The sequence below is a fragment of the Pseudomonas pichavaramensis genome (genome assembly GCF_050473265.1).
Classification (GTDB): Bacteria; Pseudomonadota; Gammaproteobacteria; order Pseudomonadales; family Pseudomonadaceae; genus Aquipseudomonas.
The window spans coordinates 22,707-44,407 of the sequence record NZ_JBJKFJ010000008.1; the positions used below are offsets into that span (position 1 = coordinate 22,707).

20 protein-coding genes are annotated in these 21,701 nt (G+C 64.0%); 10 read left to right on the forward strand and 10 right to left on the reverse strand.

Features of this window, described 5'->3' with window-relative positions; translation table 11 throughout:
* The first annotated feature begins 4 nt into the window (after window positions 1–4).
* Window positions 5–2,284, forward strand: coding sequence for a phosphoenolpyruvate--protein phosphotransferase (gene ptsP / locus ACJRW5_RS14315; protein ID WP_484571176.1), 2,280 nt, complete (start codon window positions 5–7; stop codon window positions 2,282–2,284).
* A 190-nt stretch (window positions 2,285–2,474) separates the two neighbouring features.
* Here ptsP and ACJRW5_RS14320 read toward each other — a convergent pair whose 3' ends face one another.
* Window positions 2,475–3,218 carry an NRDE family protein gene (locus ACJRW5_RS14320; protein WP_484571177.1) on the reverse strand — a complete coding sequence of 248 codons (744 nt, stop codon included), beginning with the start codon at window positions 3,216–3,218 and terminating at the stop codon, window positions 2,475–2,477.
* Between the two features lie 215 nt (window positions 3,219–3,433).
* Between ACJRW5_RS14320 and ACJRW5_RS14325 the strand changes: the two genes are divergently transcribed.
* From ACJRW5_RS14325 to ACJRW5_RS14340, 4 genes are all read left to right on the forward strand, one after another.
* Window positions 3,434–4,216 (forward strand): sulfite exporter TauE/SafE family protein, encoded by a 783-nt coding sequence (locus ACJRW5_RS14325; protein WP_484571178.1) that lies wholly within the window; start codon window positions 3,434–3,436, stop codon window positions 4,214–4,216.
* 10 nt (window positions 4,217–4,226) lie between these two features.
* Entirely contained in the window at window positions 4,227–5,027 is an 801-nt protein-coding gene (gene lgt, locus ACJRW5_RS14330; RefSeq protein ID WP_484571179.1) for a prolipoprotein diacylglyceryl transferase, read from the forward strand.
* Window positions 5,027–5,821 carry a thymidylate synthase gene (locus ACJRW5_RS14335; RefSeq protein ID WP_484571180.1) on the forward strand — a complete coding sequence of 265 codons (795 nt, stop codon included), beginning with the start codon at window positions 5,027–5,029 and terminating at the stop codon, window positions 5,819–5,821. The genes lgt and ACJRW5_RS14335 overlap by 1 nt, the downstream gene beginning before the upstream one ends.
* A 71-nt stretch (window positions 5,822–5,892) precedes the next feature.
* Complete coding sequence (locus ACJRW5_RS14340; protein WP_484571181.1) at window positions 5,893–6,954, forward strand: transporter substrate-binding domain-containing protein; 1,062 nt, start codon at window positions 5,893–5,895, stop codon at window positions 6,952–6,954.
* Here ACJRW5_RS14340 and ACJRW5_RS14345 read toward each other — a convergent pair.
* From ACJRW5_RS14345 to ACJRW5_RS14360, 4 genes are read right to left on the reverse strand one after another with little or no spacing between them, the layout of a single operon-like run.
* Window positions 6,933–7,307, reverse strand: coding sequence for a hypothetical protein (locus ACJRW5_RS14345; RefSeq protein ID WP_484571182.1), 375 nt, complete (start codon window positions 7,305–7,307; stop codon window positions 6,933–6,935). The genes ACJRW5_RS14340 and ACJRW5_RS14345 overlap by 22 nt on opposite strands.
* 5 nt (window positions 7,308–7,312) lie before the next feature.
* A complete protein-coding gene (locus tag ACJRW5_RS14350; RefSeq protein ID WP_484571183.1) occupies window positions 7,313–8,686 on the reverse strand; it encodes a GTPase/DUF3482 domain-containing protein in 1,374 nt (457 codons plus the stop codon).
* Window positions 8,687–8,707: 21 nt separating this feature from the next.
* The gene (locus ACJRW5_RS14355) at window positions 8,708–10,099 is read right to left on the reverse strand and encodes a DUF2868 domain-containing protein (RefSeq protein WP_484571184.1); all 1,392 of its coding nucleotides are present in this window, start codon (window positions 10,097–10,099) and stop codon (window positions 8,708–8,710) included.
* A 60-nt stretch (window positions 10,100–10,159) separates the two neighbouring features.
* Window positions 10,160–11,299: a glycerophosphodiester phosphodiesterase gene (locus tag ACJRW5_RS14360; RefSeq protein WP_484571185.1), complete on the reverse strand. Its 1,140-nt coding sequence runs from the start codon at window positions 11,297–11,299 to the stop codon at window positions 10,160–10,162.
* Between the two features lie 112 nt (window positions 11,300–11,411).
* On the opposite strand from ACJRW5_RS14360, the gene ACJRW5_RS14365 reads away from it, so the two are divergent.
* On the forward strand, window positions 11,412–11,942 hold the full coding sequence (locus ACJRW5_RS14365) for a dihydrofolate reductase (RefSeq protein ID WP_484571186.1): 531 nt from the start codon (window positions 11,412–11,414) through the stop codon (window positions 11,940–11,942).
* 111 nt (window positions 11,943–12,053) lie between these two features.
* Window positions 12,054–12,689, forward strand: a complete 636-nt coding sequence (locus tag ACJRW5_RS14370) for a YitT family protein (RefSeq protein WP_484571187.1) — start codon at window positions 12,054–12,056, stop codon at window positions 12,687–12,689.
* A 146-nt stretch (window positions 12,690–12,835) separates the two neighbouring features.
* Here ACJRW5_RS14370 and ACJRW5_RS14375 read toward each other — a convergent pair whose 3' ends face one another.
* The 5 genes from ACJRW5_RS14375 to ACJRW5_RS14395 form a co-directional block, all read right to left on the reverse strand.
* Window positions 12,836–14,203, reverse strand: a complete 1,368-nt coding sequence (locus ACJRW5_RS14375) for a nucleobase:cation symporter-2 family protein (protein WP_484571188.1) — start codon at window positions 14,201–14,203, stop codon at window positions 12,836–12,838.
* 129 nt (window positions 14,204–14,332) lie between these two features.
* On the reverse strand, window positions 14,333–14,860 hold the full coding sequence (gene gloA, locus ACJRW5_RS14380; RefSeq protein WP_484571189.1) for a lactoylglutathione lyase: 528 nt from the start codon (window positions 14,858–14,860) through the stop codon (window positions 14,333–14,335).
* A gap of 205 nt (window positions 14,861–15,065) precedes the next feature.
* Window positions 15,066–15,524: a metallophosphoesterase family protein gene (locus ACJRW5_RS14385; protein WP_484571190.1), complete on the reverse strand. Its 459-nt coding sequence runs from the start codon at window positions 15,522–15,524 to the stop codon at window positions 15,066–15,068.
* Between the two features lie 118 nt (window positions 15,525–15,642).
* Window positions 15,643–17,481 (reverse strand): dihydroxy-acid dehydratase, encoded by a 1,839-nt coding sequence (gene ilvD / locus ACJRW5_RS14390; RefSeq protein WP_484571191.1) that lies wholly within the window; start codon window positions 17,479–17,481, stop codon window positions 15,643–15,645.
* Between the two features lie 448 nt (window positions 17,482–17,929).
* On the reverse strand, window positions 17,930–19,129 hold the full coding sequence (locus ACJRW5_RS14395) for a class I SAM-dependent rRNA methyltransferase (RefSeq protein WP_484571192.1): 1,200 nt from the start codon (window positions 19,127–19,129) through the stop codon (window positions 17,930–17,932).
* 190 nt (window positions 19,130–19,319) lie between these two features.
* On the opposite strand from ACJRW5_RS14395, the gene ACJRW5_RS14400 reads away from it, so the two are divergent.
* From ACJRW5_RS14400 to ACJRW5_RS14410, 3 genes are all read left to right on the forward strand, one after another.
* The gene (locus ACJRW5_RS14400) at window positions 19,320–20,132 is read left to right on the forward strand and encodes an HDOD domain-containing protein (RefSeq protein WP_484571385.1); all 813 of its coding nucleotides are present in this window, start codon (window positions 19,320–19,322) and stop codon (window positions 20,130–20,132) included.
* Between the two features lie 93 nt (window positions 20,133–20,225).
* The gene (gene mutM, locus ACJRW5_RS14405; protein WP_484571193.1) at window positions 20,226–21,038 is read left to right on the forward strand and encodes a bifunctional DNA-formamidopyrimidine glycosylase/DNA-(apurinic or apyrimidinic site) lyase; all 813 of its coding nucleotides are present in this window, start codon (window positions 20,226–20,228) and stop codon (window positions 21,036–21,038) included.
* Window positions 21,039–21,103: 65 nt separating this feature from the next.
* Complete coding sequence (locus ACJRW5_RS14410) at window positions 21,104–21,682, forward strand: lysophospholipid acyltransferase family protein (RefSeq protein WP_484571194.1); 579 nt, start codon at window positions 21,104–21,106, stop codon at window positions 21,680–21,682.
* Window positions 21,683–21,701: the final 19 nt, after the last annotated feature.

Sequence of the window (21,701 nt, forward strand, 5' to 3'; positions counted from 1 at the left end):
GAGCATGCTCAATACGCTGCGCAAGATCGTCCAGGAAGTGAACGCCGCCAAGGATCTCAAGGCGGCGCTTTCGATCATTGTGCAACGTGTCAAGGAAGCCATGGGCAGCCAGGTCTGCTCGGTCTACCTGCTCGACCCGGAAAGCAATCGCTTCGTGCTGATGGCCACCGAGGGCCTCAACAAACGCTCCATCGGTAAGGTCAGCATGGCGCCCAGCGAGGGTCTGGTCGGCCTCGTCGGTACCCGTGAGGAACCGCTGAACCTCGAAGACGCCGCCAGCCATCCGCGTTATCGCTACTTTGCCGAAACCGGCGAAGAGCGTTATGCCTCTTTCCTCGGTGCACCGATCATCCACCACCGTCGGGTGATGGGTGTGCTGGTGGTGCAGCAGAAGGAGCGCCGCCAGTTTGACGAAGGCGAAGAAGCCTTCCTGGTGACCATGAGCGCGCAGCTCGCCGGGGTCATCGCGCATGCCGAGGCCACGGGCTCGATTCGCGGCCTGGGGCGCCAGGGCAAGGGCGTGCAGGAGGCCAAGTTCGTCGGCGTGCCGGGTGCGCCGGGGGCAGCGGTGGGGACCGCTGTCGTGGTGCTGCCCCCGGCTGATCTGAACGTGGTACCGGACCGTAATGTCGATGACATCGACGCTGAACTGGCGCTGTTCGATAAGGCCCTGGGCTGGGTGCGCGAGGACATGCAGGAGCTGTCCGAGAAGCTCGCGACCCAGTTGCGCAAGGAAGAGCGCGCGCTGTTCGACGTTTACCTGATGATGCTCGATGACGCCGCCTTGGGTAACGAGGTGCGCAAGGGCATCAAGAGTGGCCAGTGGGCGCAGGGCGCCCTGCGCCAGGTGGTGCTCGACCACGTCAAACGCTTCGAGCTGATGGACGATGCCTACCTGCGTGAGCGTGCCTCCGACGTGCGCGACCTGGGCCGACGCCTGCTCGCCTACCTGCAGGAAGAGCGCAAGACTTCGCTGGTCTACCCGGACAACACTATTCTGGTCAGCGAGGAGCTGTCGCCGGCGATGCTCGGCGAAGTGCCGGAAGGCAAGCTGGTCGGCCTGATCTCGGTGACCGGCTCGGGCAACTCGCACGTCGCCATCTTCGCCCGCGCCATGGGCATTCCCACGGTGATGGGCGTGGTCGACCTGCCGTATTCGAAGATCGACGGCATCAAGCTGATCGTCGACGGCTACCACGGCGAAGTCTTCACCAACCCCAGCGAACTGCTGAGCAAGCAGTACGCCGATGTGGTCGAGGAGGAGCGTCAGCTCACCGAAGGGCTCGACGCCCTGCGCGCGTTGCCGTGCGAGACGCTCGACGGCCAGCGCATGCCGTTGTGGGTCAATACCGGCCTGCTCGCCGACGTGGCCCGTGCCCAGCAGCGCGGCGCCGAAGGCGTTGGCCTGTATCGCACCGAAGTGCCGTTCATGATCAACGAGCGCTTCCCCAGCGAGAAGGAGCAGCTCGCCACCTACCGCGAGCAACTGCAGGCTTTCCACCCGCTGCCGGTGACCATGCGTACCCTGGATATCGGCGGTGACAAGGCGCTGTCCTACTTCCCGATCAAGGAAGAGAACCCCTTCCTCGGCTGGCGTGGCATTCGCGTCACCCTAGACCACCCGGAAATCTTCCTGGTGCAGACGCGGGCCATGCTCAAGGCCAGCGAGGGGCTGAACAACCTGCGCATTCTGCTGCCGATGATTTCCGGCACCCAGGAGCTGGAAGAGGCGCTGCACCTGATCCACCGCGCCTGGGGTGAAGTGCGTGACGAAGGCACCGATGTGCCGCTGCCGCCCATCGGCCTGATGATCGAGATTCCCGCCGCCGTCTATCAGACCCGTGAGCTGGCCCGTCAGGTGGACTTCCTCTCGGTCGGTTCCAATGACCTTACCCAGTACCTGCTGGCGGTGGACCGCAACAACCCGCGTGTGGCCGATCTCTACGACTTCCTCCACCCGGCGGTGTTGCAGGCGCTGCAGAAAGTGGTCGACGACGCACATGCCGAGGGCAAGCCGGTGAGCATCTGCGGCGAGATGGCGGGTGACCCGGCCGCTGCCGTGCTGCTGCTGGCGATGGGCTTCGATTCGTTGTCGATGAACGCCACCAACCTGCCCAAGGTGAAGTGGCTGCTGCGCCAGATCACCCAGAGCAAGGCCAGGGAGCTGCTGAGCCAGGTGATGACCATGGACAATCCGCACCTGATCTACAGCACCCTGCATCTGGCGCTGCGCAACCTCGGCCTGGGTCGGGTAATCAACCCGGCGTCCAATATCCAGGCGTGAACCGCGTCCGTGAGGGCGCGTGATGTCTAGCCCGGATGCAATCCGGGGGTATTGCGCCAGATATTCCCGCATCCGGGCTGATGCCATCAGTCGTCGATCGTGGGAGGTACTTCAGCGGCGAAAAGCTCGCGGCTAAAGCAGCTCCTACACAGGCCGTACTCCGCAGAACGGTTCCCCGGATCGCATCCGGCTACCGGCTTAATCTCACCTCGCCCAACATGGCGCCGTGCGGGCCGAAACTGCGTTCGGTGATGCTCCAGTGTCCATCCCGGCCAAGGTTCAACACGGTGCTGGCGCGCGTGCCATAGGTTGCACTGGTAATGAATACGCTCGATAGCAGACGTTCGGTCGCCAGTCCTACGCCGGTGTCAGGTAACAGCTGGTCGGCGGGCTGGCTGCTGTCTGTCAGCAACTCCAGCAAGCGTTCATCCTCGGCTTCGATGTGTGCGTTCAGGGCGCTTCTGGCGGCCAGTAGCTTGGGCCATGGTGTATCGAGGCTGGCGTTGGACAGTCCGTAGACTCCGCCTTGCAACTGCCGAGGCTGGCCCTCACGCGAATTCAGGTGCCAGAGCTGGTGGCGATCGCCGACCAGCAGGTTGAAGCCGCTATAGGCGGTGACGTTCTTCAGCAACCGAGTGAGATAGGCTTGTGGTTCATCCTGACCGAGCAGGTAATCCGCCGTCAGCGCGCCGCGTGAATGCGTGCCTGTGTTCTGGCCAGGGTCGCGGATATTGGTCAGGGCGGCGAAACGACCGGCTGCGGTGATGCCCAGCCAGGTACCGCCGGCCTGCAGATCGCGTCCGGCGAATACGCCCGGGGCCTCTTGCCATTCACTCAGTGCGGCGCTGGGGCGCGCGTAGAACTCGTCGCGATTGGCTGCCAGGCGCAAGGGCATGCTGCTTTGCGGTTGCCAGGCGAAGACGATCAGGCACATGAGGATTCCTCTGGTGACAGAGCCTGGCAGGCTAGCGGGCCGGGGGAAATGCGGCAACCGTTCCGGCCAGGACAATTGCGTGAAGCTATTCATCCCCTCTCCCATGTATGGGCGAGGGTTCTTGCGCCCGTCACCTTCTCCCCGCTATTGCGTCGATCCGCGTGCCGCTGAGGGGGCATTTCCGCTAACATGCCGCTTTGTTTTCGGGGGTGTCGATGGAACTGCTGCTCTACCTGGTGCTGGGCGCGGCTGCCGGTGTGCTGGCCGGCCTGTTCGGCGTGGGCGGCGGCCTGATCATCGTACCGGTACTGGTGTTCAGCTTCGCCTCGCAGGGCATGGCGCCGGAAATTCTCACCCACCTGGCGGTGGGCACTTCCCTGGCGACCATCGTCTTCACCTCGATCAACTCGCTGCTGGCGCATCACCGCATGGGGGCCGTGCGCTGGTCGCTGTTTCGCTGGCTGACCGGCGGCATCCTGCTCGGGGCGGCATTGGGTGCCCTGACGGCGGCGCTGATCCAGGGGCCGATGTTGCAGAAGATCATCGGCACCTTCGCCATCGTCATCGCCGTACAGATGATGCTGGACCTGAAACCCAAGGCCAGTCGCGGTGTCCCAGGCAAGCCCACGCTGACGGTTGCGGGCGGGGTGATCGGCTGGGCTTCGGCGATTTTCGGCATCGGCGGCGGCTCGCTGACCGTGCCGTTTCTGGTCTGGCGCAGCGTGCCGATGCAGCAGGCGGTGGCGACTTCGGCGGCCTGTGGCCTGCCCATCGCCCTCGCGGGGGCGTTGAGTTTCGTCTACACGGGTTGGAACAACCCGGATTTGCCGCAGTGGAGTGTGGGGTTCGTCTATCTTCCTGCGCTGCTGGGGATTGCCGTCACCAGCATGTTTTTTGCCCGTTTCGGCGCGCGCCTGGCTCATCGTCTGTCGCCGCGTCTGCTCAAGCGATTGTTTGCCCTGCTGCTGCTAAGCGTGGGTCTGAGTTTTCTCATTTAAGGAGTCCTTGATGCTGCCTTATCCGCAGATCGACCCGGTGGCCATCGCCCTCGGCCCGTTGAAAATCCACTGGTACGGGCTGATGTACCTGATCGGCATCGGCGGCGCCTGGTGGCTGGCCTCGCGTCGACTGGAGCGCTTCGACGCCACCTGGAACAAGGACAAGCTGTCCGACCTGGTGTTCTGGGTGGCCATGGGTGTGATCCTCGGTGGGCGCCTAGGTTATGTGCTGTTCTATGACCTGCCGGCTTATATCGCCGAGCCGGAAAAGATCCTGCGCATCTGGGAGGGTGGCATGTCCTTCCATGGCGGGCTGATCGGCGTGATGCTGGCCACCTGGTGGTTCGGCAAGCGCAACGGCAAGAGCTTCTTCGAGCTGATGGACTTCATCGCACCGCTGGTGCCGATCGGCCTGGGGGCCGGGCGTATCGGCAACTTCATCAATGCCGAGCTTTGGGGCAAGGCCACTGACGTGCCATGGGCGATGGTTTTCCCCACCGACCCGCAACAGCTGGCGCGTCACCCTTCGCAGTTGTACCAGTTCGCCCTGGAGGGCGTGGCGCTGTTCACCATCCTCTGGTTCTACTCGCGCAAGCCGCGCCCGACCATGGCCGTGTCCGGCATGTTCGCCGCCTGCTACGGGGTGTTCCGCTTCATCGTCGAGTTCGTCCGTGTGCCGGATGCCCAGCTCGGCTATCTGGCTTGGGGCTGGCTGACCATGGGCCAGGTACTGTGCGTACCGATGGTCCTCGCCGGCCTCGGTCTGATTGCTTACGCCTACAAGCGTCAGCCCGTGCAAGGAGCTGCCTGATGAAACAGTACCTCGACCTGATGCGCCACGTACGCGAGCACGGCGCCTTCAAGGAAGACCGCACCGGCACCGGCACCTACAGCGTGTTCGGCTATCAGATGCGCTTCGATCTGGCCGACGGCTTTCCCATCGTCACCACCAAGAAGTGTCACCTGCGCTCGATCATCCATGAGCTGCTGTGGTTCCTGCAGGGCGACACCAACATCAAGTACCTCAAGGACAACGGTGTCAGCATCTGGGACGAGTGGGCCGACGAGAACGGCAACCTCGGCCCGGTGTATGGCTACCAGTGGCGCAGCTGGCCGGCGCCCAATGGCGAGTCGATCGATCAGATCAGCAAGCTGGTCGAGATGATCAAGAAGAACCCGGACTCCCGTCGCCTGATCGTCTCGGCCTGGAACCCGGCGCTGGTCGAGCAGATGGCCCTGCCACCATGCCACGCGCTGTTCCAGTTCTACGTCGCTGACGGCAAGCTCAGCTGCCAGCTGTATCAGCGTTCGGCGGACATCTTCCTTGGCGTACCCTTCAACATCGCCAGTTATGCGCTGCTGACGCTGATGGTGGCGCAGGTCTGTGGCCTGCAGCCGGGTGAGTTCATCTGGACCGGCGGCGACTGCCACCTGTACGCCAATCACATCGAGCAGACCGATCTGCAGCTGACTCGTGAGCCGCTGCCGCTGCCGACCATGAAGCTCAACCCCGAGGTGACCGATCTGCTGGCCTTCAGGTTCGAGGATTTCGAGCTGGTGGGCTACCAGGCGCATCCGCATATCAAGGCGCCAGTCGCGGTCTGAGGCGTCGCGCCGACAAAACCATGGGGGGCGATTTGCTACCCTTTCACCACATGCGTGAAAAGGAGCCCCCCGTGAGCCGAATCGCACTGGCCCTGCTGTTGGTCTTTAGCTGTTTGACGAGTCATGCCGATACCCAGCCGCTGCGGGTTGGCATCACCGAAGTGCCGCCGTTCGTGATCAAGAACGAGGATGGTGGCTGGAGTGGCATCAGCGTCGACCTGTGGAACGCCATCGCCGAGAAGAACGGCTACGCCTTCCACTATGAACCGATGCCCTTCAACAGCCTGCTCGACAGCCTCGAGCAGAGCAAAGTGGACGTCGTGGTCGGCGCCTTGACCATGACGCCAGAGCGCGAGGCGCGCTTCGACTTCACCCATCCGTTCTACTTCACCGGTCTGGCTATCGCGGTGCCTGCTACGGCATCGGCCGGCTGGTGGACGACCTTCACCCGCTTGTTCTCCTGGCGCTTCATCAGCGTGGTGCTGGGGCTTGCTGCCGTGTTGATGCTGGTGGGCGCTGTGATCTGGTTATTCGAACGTCAGCGTAACCGCGAGCAGTTCCCTGAAGATCCTGTACGTGGCCTGGGCGATGGCTTCTGGTGGGCGGCGGTGACCATGACCACCGTCGGCTACGGCGATAAGTCGCCGGTAACCCTGGGTGGACGGCTGGTTGCGGTGGTATGGATGTTCGCCGCGTTGATCATGGTGTCGACTTTCACCGCCGCGATGACCACGGCGCTGACGGTGAGCAACCTGCAGGGCGCCATCCAGGGTCCTGGCGATCTGCAAGGCGCCCATGTTGCCAGCGTGCAGCGCACGGCCAGTTCGCGCTGGCTACAGGAGCAGCGTATCCGCCAGAGCGATTACCCGAATCTGACCCAGGCGTTGCAGTCGGTGCAGCAGGGTGAGGCTGATGCCATCGTTTACGACAAGCCGATTCTGCAATACCGCAATCGCGAGCTGGTCGGTGCGCGTTTGCAGGTACTGCCGGGAACGTTCGAGAATCAGAGCTACGGATTTCTGGTGCGCAGCGGCAGCGCGCTGCGTGAGCCGATCAGCCGGGCGATACTGGGCATCATGGACGACCCGCAGTGGGCACGAACGGTCAGCGGTTATCTGGGTGAGGAGCCCTGAGTCGTCTGCTCCGGGGCTTTATGAAACACAGTTTTCAGGGAAAACCGCCGCGCGAGTTCCTCAAGAATCTCGCGCGGCCCGCTGATCTTCCATTCCAGCCAGTTGTCCCACTCAAGATTCAGCTCATCCAGCCCGCGACGCAGCCGGTAGCTGTCGTAATCGATGCCCTTGTCGAAGGCCAGCGGGCTGTACTGCGCAACCTGATTCCAGCCCTCGGCTTTCAGGCAGTCGAGAATCCGGTTGCCGACCTCGGTGTCGATCATCTCCAGACTGACGTGATCCGCCTTGCTGACCGCTACGCGCTCAAGACGCTTGCGCTGTAGCCAGCTACGAACCATGGAGAACATGTCCATGTCTGTCAGGCCTGGGTTAGCTCGGCAGTCAGTTTTTGCACCTGCTCCTGGCGTTCAGCCTCTTCCAGGCGCGCCCCCGGATTCAGTGACGACCACCGTGGGTAAGCCCGTGCCGCGTGCAAGGGCGCGGGCAGTTTGCCCTGACGCCAAAGGGTTTCTTGTGGGGCGCTGAGGGTTATGGCGTCCATCGCCGCGTGGCCGCGTTTATCCAGGGCGACCAGCAGTTGCTGCTGACGCAGGGCAAGCAGGCGCAGCACGGCGTCGTCGACAGTCAGCTCACGCTGGCCCTTCAACTTGCCTTTCAGCCGCTCGCCATAGGTGCGCAGGGTTTGCGCGCTGCCGCCGATCACCGCGCCCAGTGCAGCCGCTGCGCCCATGGTCAGGCCACCGACCAGCAGGTCGACGCCGACCCCAGTTGCGGCACCTGCGGCCATACCTCCACTGACCTTGATGCCCAGTTGCTTGAGGGTTTGTGGGTTGAACAGGTCGTCGCCCCAGCGTCCGTCGAGCAGGGGCAGATCGGCTGCTTTGGCGTCACCGCTGCGAAAGGCATACAGGCGTAGCAGCGCCTCGACGCAACGCTGCTCGCGCTGGCGGATGGCGTCGCGCAGTTCGCTGACGGCGGCCTGCTCCAGCATTGGCTGGGCGGCGACGCTGCGGCGGCAGGCGGCGCAGTCGATCAGCAGCTCCGCGATCAGGCGTTGACCGGCCTGGCGTCGTGCCTGGCGTTGCGCCTGGTGATCTTCGATCAGCCGTTGCAACTGCGGGCGCGAACGCTCCAGCAGCAGGGCCAGGCTTTCATACAGGCGGCGCTCACCGTCCTCGGGTGGCGCCACGCTGTCGAAGGCCACCAGTGCATGCAGGCCAAGCCTGGCCAGCGCCTCACGCCATTCACTTTCACGGTGGTTGCTGCTGGCGACGAAGTTGAGCACCGGCAGCAGCGGTCGGCCGCACATGTTGAGTACCGCCAGTTCGTCGCGGTACTTGGCCAGCACGGGCTCGCGCACATCGATCACGTACAGCCCGGCATCGGACGCCAGCAACTGGCGTAGTACCTTGGCTTCCTGTTCGTAACGCTGACGTGCCTCGCTGCTGTCCAGAAAACGTGTGAGACGTGCCGGGCCATCGAGGCGCTCGCCGGGGCGGTCGAGGCGTTCCAGGTAATCCAAAAGGGCGATGGCGTCTTCCAGCCCGGGGGTGTCATACAGCTCCAGCAGAGGCTGGCCATCCACCGACAGGCGTGCACCTTCGACATGACGCGTGGTGCTGGCGCGTGGTGACACTTCGCCGAAGTCGACGTCGCGGGTCAGCGTGCGCAGCAGCGAGGTCTTGCCGACATTGGTGTGGCCGACCAGGGCAAGTTTCAGCGGTTGGGTCATGGGCTGTTCCGTAGGGTGGATTCAGTCATGTCCACTCTCCAGCCAGCTCAGCGGCGCCGTATCGCTGTGGGTCAACCCCAGAGCGGCAACCGCCTGATGCCAGTCGCGCAGACGTTCGCTGTCCAGGCTGGTGCCGGGAGCCGGAGCCAGCAGCCAGATGCGCGTGGCGGAGGCCGAGCGCGCCAGTTCGCCAATCAGTGCCAGGGTGCCGCGATCAGGCGAGCGTAGCGGGTCGCAGGCGATGACCAGGCGTTCGGGCGGGAAGCGGGTCAGTTGCTCGAGTAACTGGCGGCGTTGCTCGCGGCTGTCGATCACGCCGGCATCCGCGACACCTTTTGGCAGCGTCGCGGGGGGCCAGGGGCGGCGGTCGTCCAGCTCCAGACCGAGCAGCAGGGCGCCGTTGCCGCTCAGCGCGTGGCTGCCGCCCTGCGGTTGGTGCAAGGCAGCCGGGGCCAGATCACAGACGCCGAGGCGCTCGCTGCCGGGTTGCAGGCGCTGACGCAGCAGGTCGTAGCCCGGCAGGGCGAGGTGCAGACGCAATGTGCGCTTGCCGCTGTGCCAGCGCCACAGACACAGCAAAGTCAGCAGCAGGCGGGGCAGCAGGCCGTAGACCAGCAATACGCCCACCAGCCAGCCGGCCCAGCTCTGCCGGGCTGCCTCACTGGCGATGGCGGCGTCACCGCTGGCGCGGATCAGCTCGACATCCGGCAGGCTGAAGCCGAACAGTGCGGGCAGAGCGCCAATCGCCTGGGTCAGGCTGATGAAGGTGTCACCACCCAGGATGGTGGTTTCCCAGACGAAGCCATAACGCCGCGTGGCGAGCAGCAGCAACGCGGTGGTCAGCGCGGCGAGCATGGCCAGCGTCCACAGGCCGTTCACCATCAGCCCCAGGCCCCAGCGAGTCAGGCGCTGGCGTTGCAGCATCAGCAGCAGGGCCGGTGCCAGTTGCGCGGCGCTGGCATCGCGTGCCAGTTTCTCGCTGAGCCAGAGCCACAGGCGGCCGAGCGTGCCGGGGTGATCGCGGGACAGCAACACGCCGAGTGCCCAGCCGATCAGCATGAGCAGGTTGAGGCCCAGCAGGCTGCCCATGGCCCAGAACACGTTGACTGCCTGGCTGCCGTCGCCAAATGCGGCCAGGGCCAGACCGATGCCGCTGAGCAACGCCAGCAGGGCGAGCAGCAGACCGGCCAGACGTGCGCCCTGCAGCCAATGTTGTAGGGCCTGCCACTGGCCGTCGCGGCGGGCCAGCAGCAGGGCGCGGCGCTGGATGCGCGCGGTCAGGTCGCCGCCCTCGGTACGGGCCAGGCGATTGGCTTCGGCATCTTCGAGCGGGCCGGCGTGTTCCTCGCGCAGGCGAATCGTTTCGCTGAGCCAGAGGTTTTCGAAAGGCGAAGGGGAGGAGGCGTCAGTCACGCGGCGTCTCGTCGTGCGGATCAGGGCTTGAGGATAACCCCTGATCCGTTCCCTTGCGAATCAGCGCTGTTCGCGCAGGCGTACGGCGATGTCCGGCTGATCGATGAACATGCCGTCGATACCGCTGGCGAGGTAGGCACGCAGCTCCGCCTCGATGTCACCGCGAGCGGCCGGGTCGCTGCTGCTGCGCAGCGCGGCTGGCAAAAAAGCATTCTCGGCACGGAAGGTGTAAGGGTGAACCTTGAGGCCGGCCGCATGGGCGTTGGCGACCAGTCGGGTCGGCTGGGTCAGATTGCCGGCCTGATCGCGCGGGATGACCATGCCTTTTTCCGGGCCGATGCCGTTGGCGTAGCGGGCGATGTCCTGCAAGCCCTCCGGGGTGGTCATCTGTGTATAACTCAGCGCGTTGCCGAGCGTTTGCTGGTCGAAGGGCTGGCCTTCCATCCACAGCAGCTGGATCAGGCGAATGGAGGACTGATGGCTGATCGCCTTGAGGTTCTCCACTTCGAACGACTGGATATACACCGGCGCTTCGGCGCTGTCGTAACCGTTGCGTTTCAGCACCTCGAGCAGCGGTTGCTCCATCGCCAGGTTGAGCTGCTGGAAGTGGGTGGGGTGCTTGGTTTCCGGGTAGAGGCCGATGACGCGTTGCTCGCTGGCCTGCAGGTTTTTCACCAGGTCGATGATTTCCTGCAGGGTGGGTATCTCGAACTGGCCATCGAAGCGGGTGTTGCCCGGGCGCTGCTGCGGAATGCGCTCGATGGCGCGCAGGGTCTTGAGTTCGGCCAGGGTGAAGTCCTCGCTGAACCAGCCCTCGAGGCTGGCGCCATCCACCGTCAGGGTACGCTTGCGCGAGGCGAATTCGGGGTGCTGTGCCACATCAGTGGTCAGGCCCAGCTCGTTGTCGTGGCGCGCGACCAGATGTCCGTCACGGGTCATTACCAAATCCGGCTCGATATAGTCGGCGCCCTGCAGCACGGCCAGGGCGTAGGCCGCCAGGGTGTGCTCGGGAACATGGCCGCTGGCGCCACGATGGGCGATCACCAACGGCATGTCGGGCGTGCGCGCCTGGTAGGGCTGCAGGCCGGGCTGCTGCCGTGCCCAGTTGATGGCGGCCTCCACGCTACCGGCCTGTGCCGCTGACGTGGCCCCCAGCAGGCCGATACAGAGCAGGCCTGCGCGCAGGATGTGTGTGTTCATCTCGTCGTTTCCTTGGCTTGGCTGAACGTGCAGCCTGCATCATCGAGCATGACGCTTCGATGACCAAGCCGCGGCGGCCGTTGCAGGCTGCTCGTGCCGACGCTGCTCTGCTATGCTCGCCGCCATGAACAAGACCCTACCGCTTTCTCTGATCGCTGCGCTCGCGCACAACCGCGTGATCGGCCGCGACAACCAACTGCCCTGGCACCTGCCGGCAGATCTCAAGCACTTCAAGGCACTGACCCTGGGCAAGCCGATTATCATGGGCCGCAAGACTTGGGATTCGCTCGGCCGGCCGCTGCCGGGACGGCTGAATATCGTCGTCAGTCGCCAGCCGGGCCTCAGCCTGGAAGGCGCCGAGGTATTCGCCTCGCTGGAGGCCGCTATCGAGCGTGCCGATGCCTGGGCGCGCGAAGAGGATGCCGAAGAGCTGATGCTGATCGGCGGGGCGCAGCTCTATGAACTGGGCCTGGCGCAGGCGGACCGTCTGTATCTCACTCGTGTCGGCCTGGACCCCGACGGTGATGCGTTTTTCCCCGCGGTCGACGAGGCGCTCTGGCGCATGACCTCCAGTGTCGAGCATCCGGCCTCGGCTGAAACACCTTTCTACGCCTTCGAGGTGTGGGAACGTCGCAGCGCATAAGCACAACGATCATTACGGCCGTCACTGCCCGATTCTCGGGTGCAACCGACGGCCGCTATCCTGCCTTGCCTCTGCCCAACCTCTTCCGTGTACTCCGATGCAGGTTTCTCGATGACTGAGCCCGAGCGTCCAAACGCCGTCGCCGCACTCTTCGTTCGCCACCCACTCTGGGAAGATGCGCTGGCCTTGCTGTTCGGCACCGCGCTGGTGGCATTGGGCATCACCTTCTACGCCCACGCCGGTCTGCTGACTGGCGGCACCGTCGGCGTCGCCTTTCTCGCCAACTATCAGGCGGGCTGGCCGTTCGGCCTGGTGTTCTGCCTGGTCAACCTGCCGTTCTACCTGCTGGGGATCTGGCGCATGGGCTGGGGCTTCACCTTGCGCACCGGTTGCGCGGTGCTGTTGGTGTCATTGCTGGCCGAGTTGACCCCAAGCTGGGTCGCTTTCGCCCATCTGGACGCCGTCTATGCCGCCCTGTTCGGTGGCGCTGCGATGGGCCTGGGGCTACTCATGCTGTTTCGCCACCGCGCCAGCCTGGGTGGTGTAAACATCCTGGCGCTGTATCTGCAGGAGCGCTTCGGCCTGCGTGCGGGCGCCGTGCAGATGGGCATCGACGCGAGCATCGTGCTGGCGGCCATCTTCGTGGTGTCGCCGGACAAGGTGCTGCTCTCGGTGCTGGGCGCGGTGATGCTCAACCTGGTGCTGGCCATCAATCACCGCGCCGATCGTTACGTGGGCGTGAGCTAGGTTCTGTACGAAAAGTGCCTGCGCTCGGTGATGCTTCGTTAAAAACAGGTTCGGAATGCTCATTTACAGCTCGTAAACTCCGCTTCCTCACCTGTTTTTGCCTCGCCTGACCTTCGCTCGGCGACTTTTCGTACAGAACCTGAGCCTTAGCCTTCTTTCTGCGTTTCCGGCAGGAACCAGTTCATCAGCAGGGCGCAGATGCCACCGGTGGCGACGCCGGATTCCAGCACGCTGCGCAGCCCGGCCGGCAGGTGGGCGAGGAACTCCGGCACCTGCGAGAAGCCCAGGCCGAGGGCCAGTGACACCGAGATGATCAGCAGCGCGCGGCGATCCAGCTGGATGCCGGCGAGGATATTGATGCCCGCCGCCGCCACCGCGCCGAACATCACCAGCGCCGCACCGCCGAGCACCGGCTCCGGCACCGCCTGCAGCACGCCGGCCACCACCGGGAACAGGCCAAGCAGCACCAGCAGCGCGGCGATCCACAGGCCGACATGGCGGCTGGCGATGCCGGTCAGCTGGATGATGCCGTTGTTCTGCGCGAACACCGAGCTGGGGAAGGTGTTGAACACGCCGGCCAGCAGCGAGTTGGCGCCGTTGACCAGCACGCCGCCCTTGATCCGTTGCATCCACAGTGAGCCTTCCACCGGCTGGCGCGACAGATTGCTGGTGGCGGTGATGTCGCCGATGGCTTCCAGCGAGGTCACCAGGTAGATCACCACCATCGGGATGAACAGGCTCCAGGAAAAACCGAGGCCGAAGTGCAGCGGCATCGGTACCTGGAACACTTCGGCCTCATGCATGCCGGTGAAATCCAGGCGACCCAGGTAGGCGGCCAGGGCATAGCCGATGGCCAGGGCGATGATGATCGCGCAGCTGCGCAGCCACACCAGCGGCAGGCGGTTGAGCACGATGATCGCGGCCAGTACCACGCCGGACAGCAGCAGGTTCTCGCCATTGGCGAAGCTGCCATTGCCCATTGCCGAGTAACCGCCGCCCATGCTGATCAGGCCGACCTTGATCAGGGTCAGGCCGATCATCAGTACCACGATGCCGGTGACCAGCGGGCTGATCAGGCGTTTGACGAAGGGCAGGATGCGCGACACGCCCATCTCGATGAACGAGCCGGCGATGACCACGCCGAAGATCGCCGCCATCACCGCTTCCACCGCCATGCCCTGATCCACCAGCAGCACGCCACCAGCGATCAGCGGACCGACGAAGTTGAAGCTGGTGCCTTGCACGATCAGCAGGCCGGCGCCGAGTGGGCCGAAGCGTTTGCACTGCAGGAAGGTGGCGATGCCGGAGATGACCAGGCTCATCGACACGATGATGTTGGTGTCACGCGCCGACACGCCGATGGCCTGACAGATCAGCAGGCCAGGGGTGACGATGGGCACGATGATGGCAAGCAGATGCTGCAGCGCCGCAAGCAGCGCGGCCAGCGGGCGCGGCTTGTCGTCCAGGCCGAAGAGCAGCTCGTTGCGGGCGTCGTGGTTTTCTGGGGGGGGCATGGCAGTAGGTCGCAAAAAAGCGGCGATTCTACCTGAGTTGAACGACGCAGCGTCGCGGCTGAAGCCCCTCCCACGGCACGTTAGACGTGTGGGAGGGGCTTTAGCCGCGACAGAGGTTTGCTCTGCGGATTAGTCGACTTCAGTGAACTGGATGATCTCTACCCAGTAGCCGTCCGGGTCCTTGATGAAGGCGATGTCGCGCATGCGGCCGTCGGTCAGGCGTTTCTGGAAGTCCACGCCGAGGTCTTCGAAGCGCTGGCAGGCGGCCTTGATGTCCGGCACCGATACGCACAGGTGGCCGAAGCCGCGCGGGTCGCTGTTGCCGCTGTGGTAGGCAAACTCCGGGTCTTGCTCGGTGCCATAGTTGTAGGTCAGCTCCAGCACGCCGGGGATGGACTTGCGCCATTGGTGGCGCGCGGCCGGGTCAGCGGGGATCTGCGACTTGTCGGCAATCAGCGCGAGGAAGTACAGGCCGAATTCGGCCTCGGGGAACTCCTTCTTCTCCAGCAGGGTGAAGCCCAGCACACGGGTGTAGAAATCCAGCGACTTCTGCAGGTCCTTCACGCGGATCATGGTGTGGTTGTAGACGAAGTCGGCGGTGGCGACGTCGGGCTTGGCGGTCACGCCGGGAATGGCGTTGAGCTCGTCGAGGGTCATGAAGTGCTCCATAGAAACGTTGAAAAAACTGTACCTGCCTAGATGGCCTCGGCGGGGGCGTTTTTCAAGTATGTGGGGTAAGCCTTTGCCAGCCCTGACCAAGCAACGATGCAGGGAGCGTTTGTAGGAGCGGCTTTAGCCGCGATTGACGCGGAGACGCGCAGCATCGCGGCTGAAGCCGCTCCTACGGCGCATACGGATGGCTTCAGACCTGCAGCGTGACCAGTTCGGCGCGTACCGTGGCACCTTCGATATGCAGGATGCCCACGCCGATGGGCAGCTTGAAACGCCGCGGTCCGGCGCTACCGGGGTTGAGGTAGAGCACGCCGTTGCGCTCTTCGTGCAGCGGCTTGTGCGAGTGGCCGGCGATGACCACGTCGATGCCCTGCTCAGCCGGGTCGATGTCCAATTGCTTGAGATCGTGCAGCACATGCAGCGTGACGCCGCCAAACGTCAGCGTCCTGTGCTCGGGGATGGCATCGGCCCAAGCCTGGTCATCGTTATTGCCACGCACCACCGACAGCGGCGCAATGCACTCCAGCTCGGTCAGGATATGCGGCCCGCCGATATCGCCGGCGTGAATCAGATGATCGACGCCCTGCAGAGCCGCCAGCGCCTCAGGGCGCAGCAGGTTGTGGGTGTCGGTGATCAGGCCGATGCGCATGGTTTTTCCTGTACTGAGTCTGGAGTCAGCTTGCTTCCGATCACGCCCCGATGCAAAGCCCGTGGGCAAGAAAAAGCCCGGCTGCAAGGCCGGGCTTTCGCACTACAGGCTCGATGTATCAGCCGTCCAGCATCGCCTTGTCACGCACCGCGCCCTTGTCGGCACTGGTGGCGAGCAGGGCGTAGGCCTTCAGCGCGGTGGTCACCTTGCGTGCGCGTTGGGCGGCCGGTTTCCAGCCTTTCTTGTCCTGTTCGGCGCGGCGAGCAGCCAGCTCTTCATCGGATACCAGCAGGTTGATGCTGCGGTTGGGGATGTCGATGAGGATCTTGTCACCGTCGTTGACCAGACCGATGGCACCGCCCGAGGCGGCTTCCGGCGAGGCGTGGCCGATGGACAGGCCGCTGGTGCCGCCGGAGAAACGGCCGTCGGTGAGCAGGGCGCAGGCCTTGCCCAGGCCTTTGGATTTCAGGTAGCTGGTCGGGTAGAGCATTTCCTGCATGCCCGGGCCACCTTTCGGGCCTTCGTAGCGGATGATGACGATGTCGCCGGCCTTCACTTCGTCGTTGAGGATGCCTTTGACCGCGCTGTCCTGGCTCTCGAACACCTTGGCGGTTCCCTCGAACACGTGGATCGACTCATCGACGCCGGCGGTTTTCACCACGCAGCCATCGAGGGCGATGTTGCCGTACAGCACGGCCAGGCCGCCTTCCTGTGAGTAGGCGTGCTCGACGCTGCGAATGCAGCCTTCGGCGCGGTCATCGTCCAGGCTCGGCCAGCGGGTGCTCTGGCTGAACGCGGTCTGGGTGGGGATGCCGGCCGGGCCGGCCTTGAAGAAGTGGTGAACGGCTTCGTCCTGGGTCTGGGTGATGTCCCACTGGGCGATCGCCTCGGCCATGTTCGGGCTGTGCACGGTGTGCACGTCGGTGTGCAGCAGACCACCACGGGCCAGTTCGCCGAGGATGGAGAAGATGCCACCGGCACGGTGCACGTCTTCCATGTGGTACTTCTGAATGTTCGGCGCCACCTTGCACAGTTGCGGCACCTTGCGCGACAGGCGGTCGATGTCACGCAGATCGAAGGCCACTTCGCCTTCCTGAGCGGCGGCCAGCAGGTGCAGGATGGTGTTGGTCGAACCGCCCATGGCGATGTCGAGCATCATGGCGTTCTCGAACGCCTTGAAGTTGGCAATGTTGCGCGGCAGCACCGAGTCGTCGCCTTCGCCGTAGTAGCGCTGGCACAGCTCGACGGCCAGACGGCCGGCGCGCAGGAACAGCTGCTCGCGGTCGCTGTGGGTGGCCAGGGTGGAGCCGTTGCCCGGCAGGGACAGGCCCAGTGCTTCAGTCAGGCAGTTCATCGAGTTGGCGGTGAACATGCCGGAGCAGCTGCCACAGGTCGGGCAGGCGCTGCGTTCGTATTCGGCAACCTTCTCGTCGGACGCGGTCGAGTCGGCGGCGATGACCATGGCGTCGACCAGGTCCAGACCGTGGCTGGCCAGTTTGGTCTTGCCGGCTTCCATCGGCCCGCCGGAGACGAACACCACCGGGATGTTCAGGCGTAGAGCGGCCATCAGCATGCCGGGGGTGATCTTGTCGCAGTTGCTGATGCAGACGATGGCGTCGGCGCAGTGGGCGTTGACCATGTACTCGACGGAGTCGGCGATGATCTCGCGGCTTGGCAGCGAATAGAGCATGCCGTCGTGGCCCATGGCGATGCCGTCGTCGACGGCGATGGTGTTGAATTCCTTGGCCACGCCGCCGGCTTTCTCGATCTCGCGGGCGACCAGCTGGCCCAGGTCCTTCAGGTGCACGTGGCCCGGGACGAACTGGGTGAAGGAGTTGGCGATGGCGATGATCGGTTTCTTGAAGTCTTCGTCCTTCATCCCGGTGGCGCGCCACAGGGCGCGGGCGCCGGCCATGTTGCGGCCGTGGGTGGAGGTCTTCGAGCGATAGTCAGGCATGACGGTTTCCTGCGGCTAATTCGGTAGTGTGTGCGGTGAGCAACGTCGGGCGGCTGATCGCCGCATGTGGCAGGGCTGCATGACGAGACGGGATCACCACTCGTGCGGCCGGGGCTCACGGGCCCGCCGGGGATGCCTGGCGAGGAATCGCCTGATTCTACGCCCGCCAGGGCTGGCGGGGAAAGGCTGATGGTCGCTTGTGACAAGAGTCGGCGTTCAATCCGCGCATGCATTCCACCGCGCGGCGTCAATTGCTCCATCGGTATGCATCCAGCTGCTTCTTGATTCGCAGGGTCTGCGAAGAGTCCCAGCCGTATTTCGAAGGTTTCAGTGCTTGTGAGGCCCGCTGCAGAGCTTAAGCAAATGGCCGGCTGGAGGTTGCCGGCGGGCGACATCGGAGGATCGGACAGGCGCACCTACCGAGACGCGCTCGGCAGGTGCAGGCAGCTCAGTTGTTGGGCAGCAGGCGAACGGTCAGGCTCTTGATATAGCGGGTCTCGGCGATGGCCGGGTGTACCGGGTGATCAGGCCCCTGGGCGCCGCGTTCGAGCAGCTGGATATTGCGGTCCAGATGACGGGCGCTGGTCAGCAGGATGTTCTGCAGGTTGTCTTCGTCCAGGTGCATGGAGCAGCTGGCGCTGACCAGAATGCCGTCCTTGTTGAGCATGCGCATGGCCGCTTCGTTGAGGCGGCGGTAAGCGGCCTCGCCGTTCTTGATGTCCTTCTTGCGCTTGATGAAGGCGGGTGGGTCGGCGATGACCACATCGAAGCGCTCTTCCGCAGCTTTCAGCTCGCGCAAGGCGGCAAAGGCGTCACCCTCGACGCAGGTGACGTTTTCAGCCACGCCGTTGAGTGCAGCGTTGCGTTCGACGCCATCGAGAGCGAAGCCTGATGCATCGACGCAGAACACTTCGCTGGCACCAAAAGCGGCGGCCTGCACGCCCCAGCCACCGATATAGCTGAACAGGTCGAGCACACGCTTGCCCTTGACGTAGGGTGCCAGACGCGCGCGGTTCATGCGGTGATCATAGAACCAGCCGGTTTTCTGTCCTTCGATCACCGGTGCCTCGAACTTCACCCCGTTCTCTTCCAGGGCAACCCACTCCGGCACCACGCCGTAGGCGGTCTCCACATAGCGCTGCAGGCCTTCGGCGTCGCGCGCACTGGAGTCGTTCTTGAACAGGATGCCGCTGGGCTTGAGCACCTGAACCAGGGCAGCGATCACTTCGTCCTTCTGCGCTTCCATGGCAGCCGAGGCCAGCTGCACCACCAGGATGTCGAAGAAACGGTCGACCACCAGCCCCGGCAGCAGGTCGGAGTCGCCGTAGACCAGGCGGTAGCAGGGCTTGTCGAACAGGCGCTCGCGCAGGCTCAGGGCAACATTGAGGCGATGCACCAGCAGCGACTTGTCCAGCACGTGCTTGATGTCACGCGACAGCAGGCGGGCGCAGATCAGGTTGTTCGGGCTCATGGCAACGATGCCCAGCGGCTTGCCGCCGGCCGCTTCGAGGATGGCCTGGTCGCCGGCAGCGAAGCCGTGCAGCGGCGTGGCGGCGACATCGATCTCGTTGCTGTAGACCCACAGGTGGCCGGCGCGCAGGCGTCGGTCGGCGTTGGCTTTCAGGCGCAGGCTGGGCAGGGAGGGCATGAGTTCGGGCTCCGCAGGTAAAAGAGCGGAATTATAGCGGGTTGCGTGGTTGCAGGGTGGCTGCAAAAAGTCAGCTGCGAGTCAGGCACGGCTTTGGCTAAACTGTGGCGTATTTCTCACTTTGTACTCTCGTGCCATGGCCTACGAACTTTCCGCCGAACAGATTCAGCAAGCCCTGCAGGGCATCAGCGTGCCGCCGCAGCCGCAGATCATGGTGGATCTGCAGATGGAGCAGATCATGCCCAACCCCGATCTGCGCAGCATCGCCAAGCTGATCAGCCAGGACCCCGGCCTGTCCGGGGCGCTGCTGAAAATCGTCAACTCGGCGCATTTCGGCCTGGCCAACCGCATCGCCTCGATCCAGCAGGCGGTCAACCTGCTTGGCTGCAACACGGTGATCAACCTGATCAACGCGCAATCGATCAAGGGCGAGCTGACCGATGAGGCGATCCTGGTGCTCAACCGCTTCTGGGACAGCGCCCAGGATGTGGCGATGACCTGCCTGACCCTGGCCAAGCGTCTCGGTTATCACTCGCCGGACGAGGCCTACAGCCTGGGGCTGTTCCACGATTGCGGCATTCCGCTGATGCTCAAGCGCTTCCCCAATTACATGCAGGTATTGGAAGAGGCCTACGCCAATGCCAGCGACGAACGCCGGGTGGTGGATACCGAGAACCGCATGCTCACCACCAACCATGCGGTGGTGGGTTATTTCACCGCACGCTCCTGGCGCCTGCCGGAACACCTGTGCGAGGTCATCGCCAACCACCACAACGCCTTGTCCATCTTCAGCGACGAGTCTTCGCGCGATGCTCAACTCAAGACGCTGTTGAGCATCCTCAAGATGGCGGAGCATATTTGCGAGTCGCATCGTGTGCTGGGCGGGCAAGCGGTCGATATGGAGTGGCAGTACATCTCGCAGCCGATTCTGGAGTATGTGGGCCTGTCCGATTACGACTTCGAGAACCTGCGCGAGAGCATTCGCGACCTGGCGGTGATGTAGCCACGGGGGCCGGAGGCGGGTGTCGCCCCGCTCTACCGCTATCCTGGCCGCTCCTGCTAAGGTGGCGCTCCGCCGTTTCACAGCCCTGTAGCCATGCCCGAACTACCTGAAGTCGAAACCACCCGCCGTGGTATTGCGCCCTATCTCGAAGGTCAGCGCGTCAGTCGTGTCATCGTGCGCGAGCGCCGCTTGCGCTGGCCCATCCCCGAAGATCTGGACGTGCGCCTGTCCGGTCAGCGCATCGAGTGCGTCGAGCGGCGCGCCAAGTACCTGTTGATCAAGGCCGAAGCTGGCAGCCTGATCAGCCATCTGGGCATGTCCGGCAGCTTGCGTCTGGTCGAGTGTGGCCTGGCTGCGGCCAAGCACGAGCATGTGGATATCGAGTTGGAGTCGGGCCTGGCCCTGCGCTACACCGACCCGCGCCGTTTCGGTGCGCTGCTGTGGAGCGCCGATCCGCTGCGTCACGAGCTGCTCAGCAAGCTCGGCCCGGAGCCGCTTGGTGGCCTGTTCGATGGTGAGCGTCTGTTTCAGCTGTCGCGCGGGCGCAGCATGGCGGTCAAGCCTTTCATCATGGATAACGCCGTGGTGGTCGGGGTCGGCAATATCTACGCCACCGAAGCGCTGTTCGCCGCCGGCATCGACCCTCGGCGCGAGGCCGGAGCGATCTCACGGGCGCGCTATCTGCGTCTGGCCGAGGAGATCAAACGTATCCTTGCTCACGCTATCGAACGAGGTGGCACTACCTTGCGTGACTTCGTCGGCGGCGATGGTCAGCCGGGCTACTTCCAGCAGGAGCTGTTCGCCTACGGCCGTGGCGGCGAGTTCTGCAAGGTGTGTGGCAGTACGCTGCGTGAGGTGAAGCTGGGTCAGCGCGCCAGCGTGTACTGTCCCAAGTGTCAGCGCTGAGGCGCTGACGGCGGCCCGCCGGCGGGCTGTCAGGTACCCAGAATAATAAGAAAAGAGGTCGATCGATGTCCGGTAACTACCTGCCGCCCAATCCCGCGGCTGAATGGCTAGGGCGCAGTGTGCTGAAACTCCTGGGTTGGCGAATTGAAGGCGAGCTGCCGAAACTCGCCAAGTTCGTCGCCATCGGCGCTCACCATACGTCCAACTGGGACTTCGTGATCTTCATCGCGCTGAAGTTCGTGTTGCGCCTGAATGCGCGGTGGTTCGGCAAACACAGCATCTTTCGCTGGCCGTTCGGCGCATTGATGCGCCGCTGGGGCGGCATCCCGATTCGCCGCGAACTCAAGTTGAACACCGTCGAGCAGGCCATCCAGGCCTTTCGCGAGCATGATGAGTTCATTCTGGTGCTGTCGCCCGAAGGCACGCGCAAAAAGGTCGAACGCTGGAAGATGGGCTTCTACCATATCGCCCGCGGGGCTGGTGTTCCCATCGTTCTGGGGGCGCTGGATTATCGCAATCGCCGGGTGGTGATTGGCCCGACCTTCCAGCCTACAGGCGATGAGAAAGCTGATCTGGCCGCCATGCTGGCGTTCTTTCGCCCTTATTTACCGAAAAAGCCGGAATACGCGTTTCTTGGCGATTGACGTCCGTCACGCTGACAAT

Bases quoted from the DNA above. Each gene is read 5' to 3' on its own strand.
- ptsP (WP_484571176.1), top strand. From the start codon at position 5: ATGCTCAATACGCTGCGCAAGATCGTCCAGGAAGTGAACGCCGCCAAG.
- ACJRW5_RS14320 (WP_484571177.1), bottom strand. From the start codon at position 3,218: ATGTGCCTGATCGTCTTCGCCTGGCAACCGCAAAGCAGCATGCCCTTG.
- ACJRW5_RS14325 (WP_484571178.1), top strand. From the start codon at position 3,434: ATGGAACTGCTGCTCTACCTGGTGCTGGGCGCGGCTGCCGGTGTGCTG.
- lgt (WP_484571179.1), top strand. From the start codon at position 4,227: ATGCTGCCTTATCCGCAGATCGACCCGGTGGCCATCGCCCTCGGCCCG.
- ACJRW5_RS14335 (WP_484571180.1), top strand. From the start codon at position 5,027: ATGAAACAGTACCTCGACCTGATGCGCCACGTACGCGAGCACGGCGCC.
- ACJRW5_RS14345 (WP_484571182.1), bottom strand. From the start codon at position 7,307: ATGGACATGTTCTCCATGGTTCGTAGCTGGCTACAGCGCAAGCGTCTT.
- ACJRW5_RS14350 (WP_484571183.1), bottom strand. From the start codon at position 8,686: ATGACCCAACCGCTGAAACTTGCCCTGGTCGGCCACACCAATGTCGGC.
- ACJRW5_RS14360 (WP_484571185.1), bottom strand. From the start codon at position 11,299: ATGAACACACACATCCTGCGCGCAGGCCTGCTCTGTATCGGCCTGCTG.
- ACJRW5_RS14365 (WP_484571186.1), top strand. From the start codon at position 11,412: ATGCTCGCCGCCATGAACAAGACCCTACCGCTTTCTCTGATCGCTGCG.
- ACJRW5_RS14370 (WP_484571187.1), top strand. From the start codon at position 12,054: ATGACTGAGCCCGAGCGTCCAAACGCCGTCGCCGCACTCTTCGTTCGC.
- ACJRW5_RS14375 (WP_484571188.1), bottom strand. From the start codon at position 14,203: ATGCCCCCCCCAGAAAACCACGACGCCCGCAACGAGCTGCTCTTCGGC.
- gloA (WP_484571189.1), bottom strand. From the start codon at position 14,860: ATGACCCTCGACGAGCTCAACGCCATTCCCGGCGTGACCGCCAAGCCC.
- ACJRW5_RS14385 (WP_484571190.1), bottom strand. From the start codon at position 15,524: ATGCGCATCGGCCTGATCACCGACACCCACAACCTGCTGCGCCCTGAG.
- ilvD (WP_484571191.1), bottom strand. From the start codon at position 17,481: ATGCCTGACTATCGCTCGAAGACCTCCACCCACGGCCGCAACATGGCC.
- ACJRW5_RS14395 (WP_484571192.1), bottom strand. From the start codon at position 19,129: ATGCCCTCCCTGCCCAGCCTGCGCCTGAAAGCCAACGCCGACCGACGC.
- mutM (WP_484571193.1), top strand. From the start codon at position 20,226: ATGCCCGAACTACCTGAAGTCGAAACCACCCGCCGTGGTATTGCGCCC.
- ACJRW5_RS14410 (WP_484571194.1), top strand. From the start codon at position 21,104: ATGTCCGGTAACTACCTGCCGCCCAATCCCGCGGCTGAATGGCTAGGG.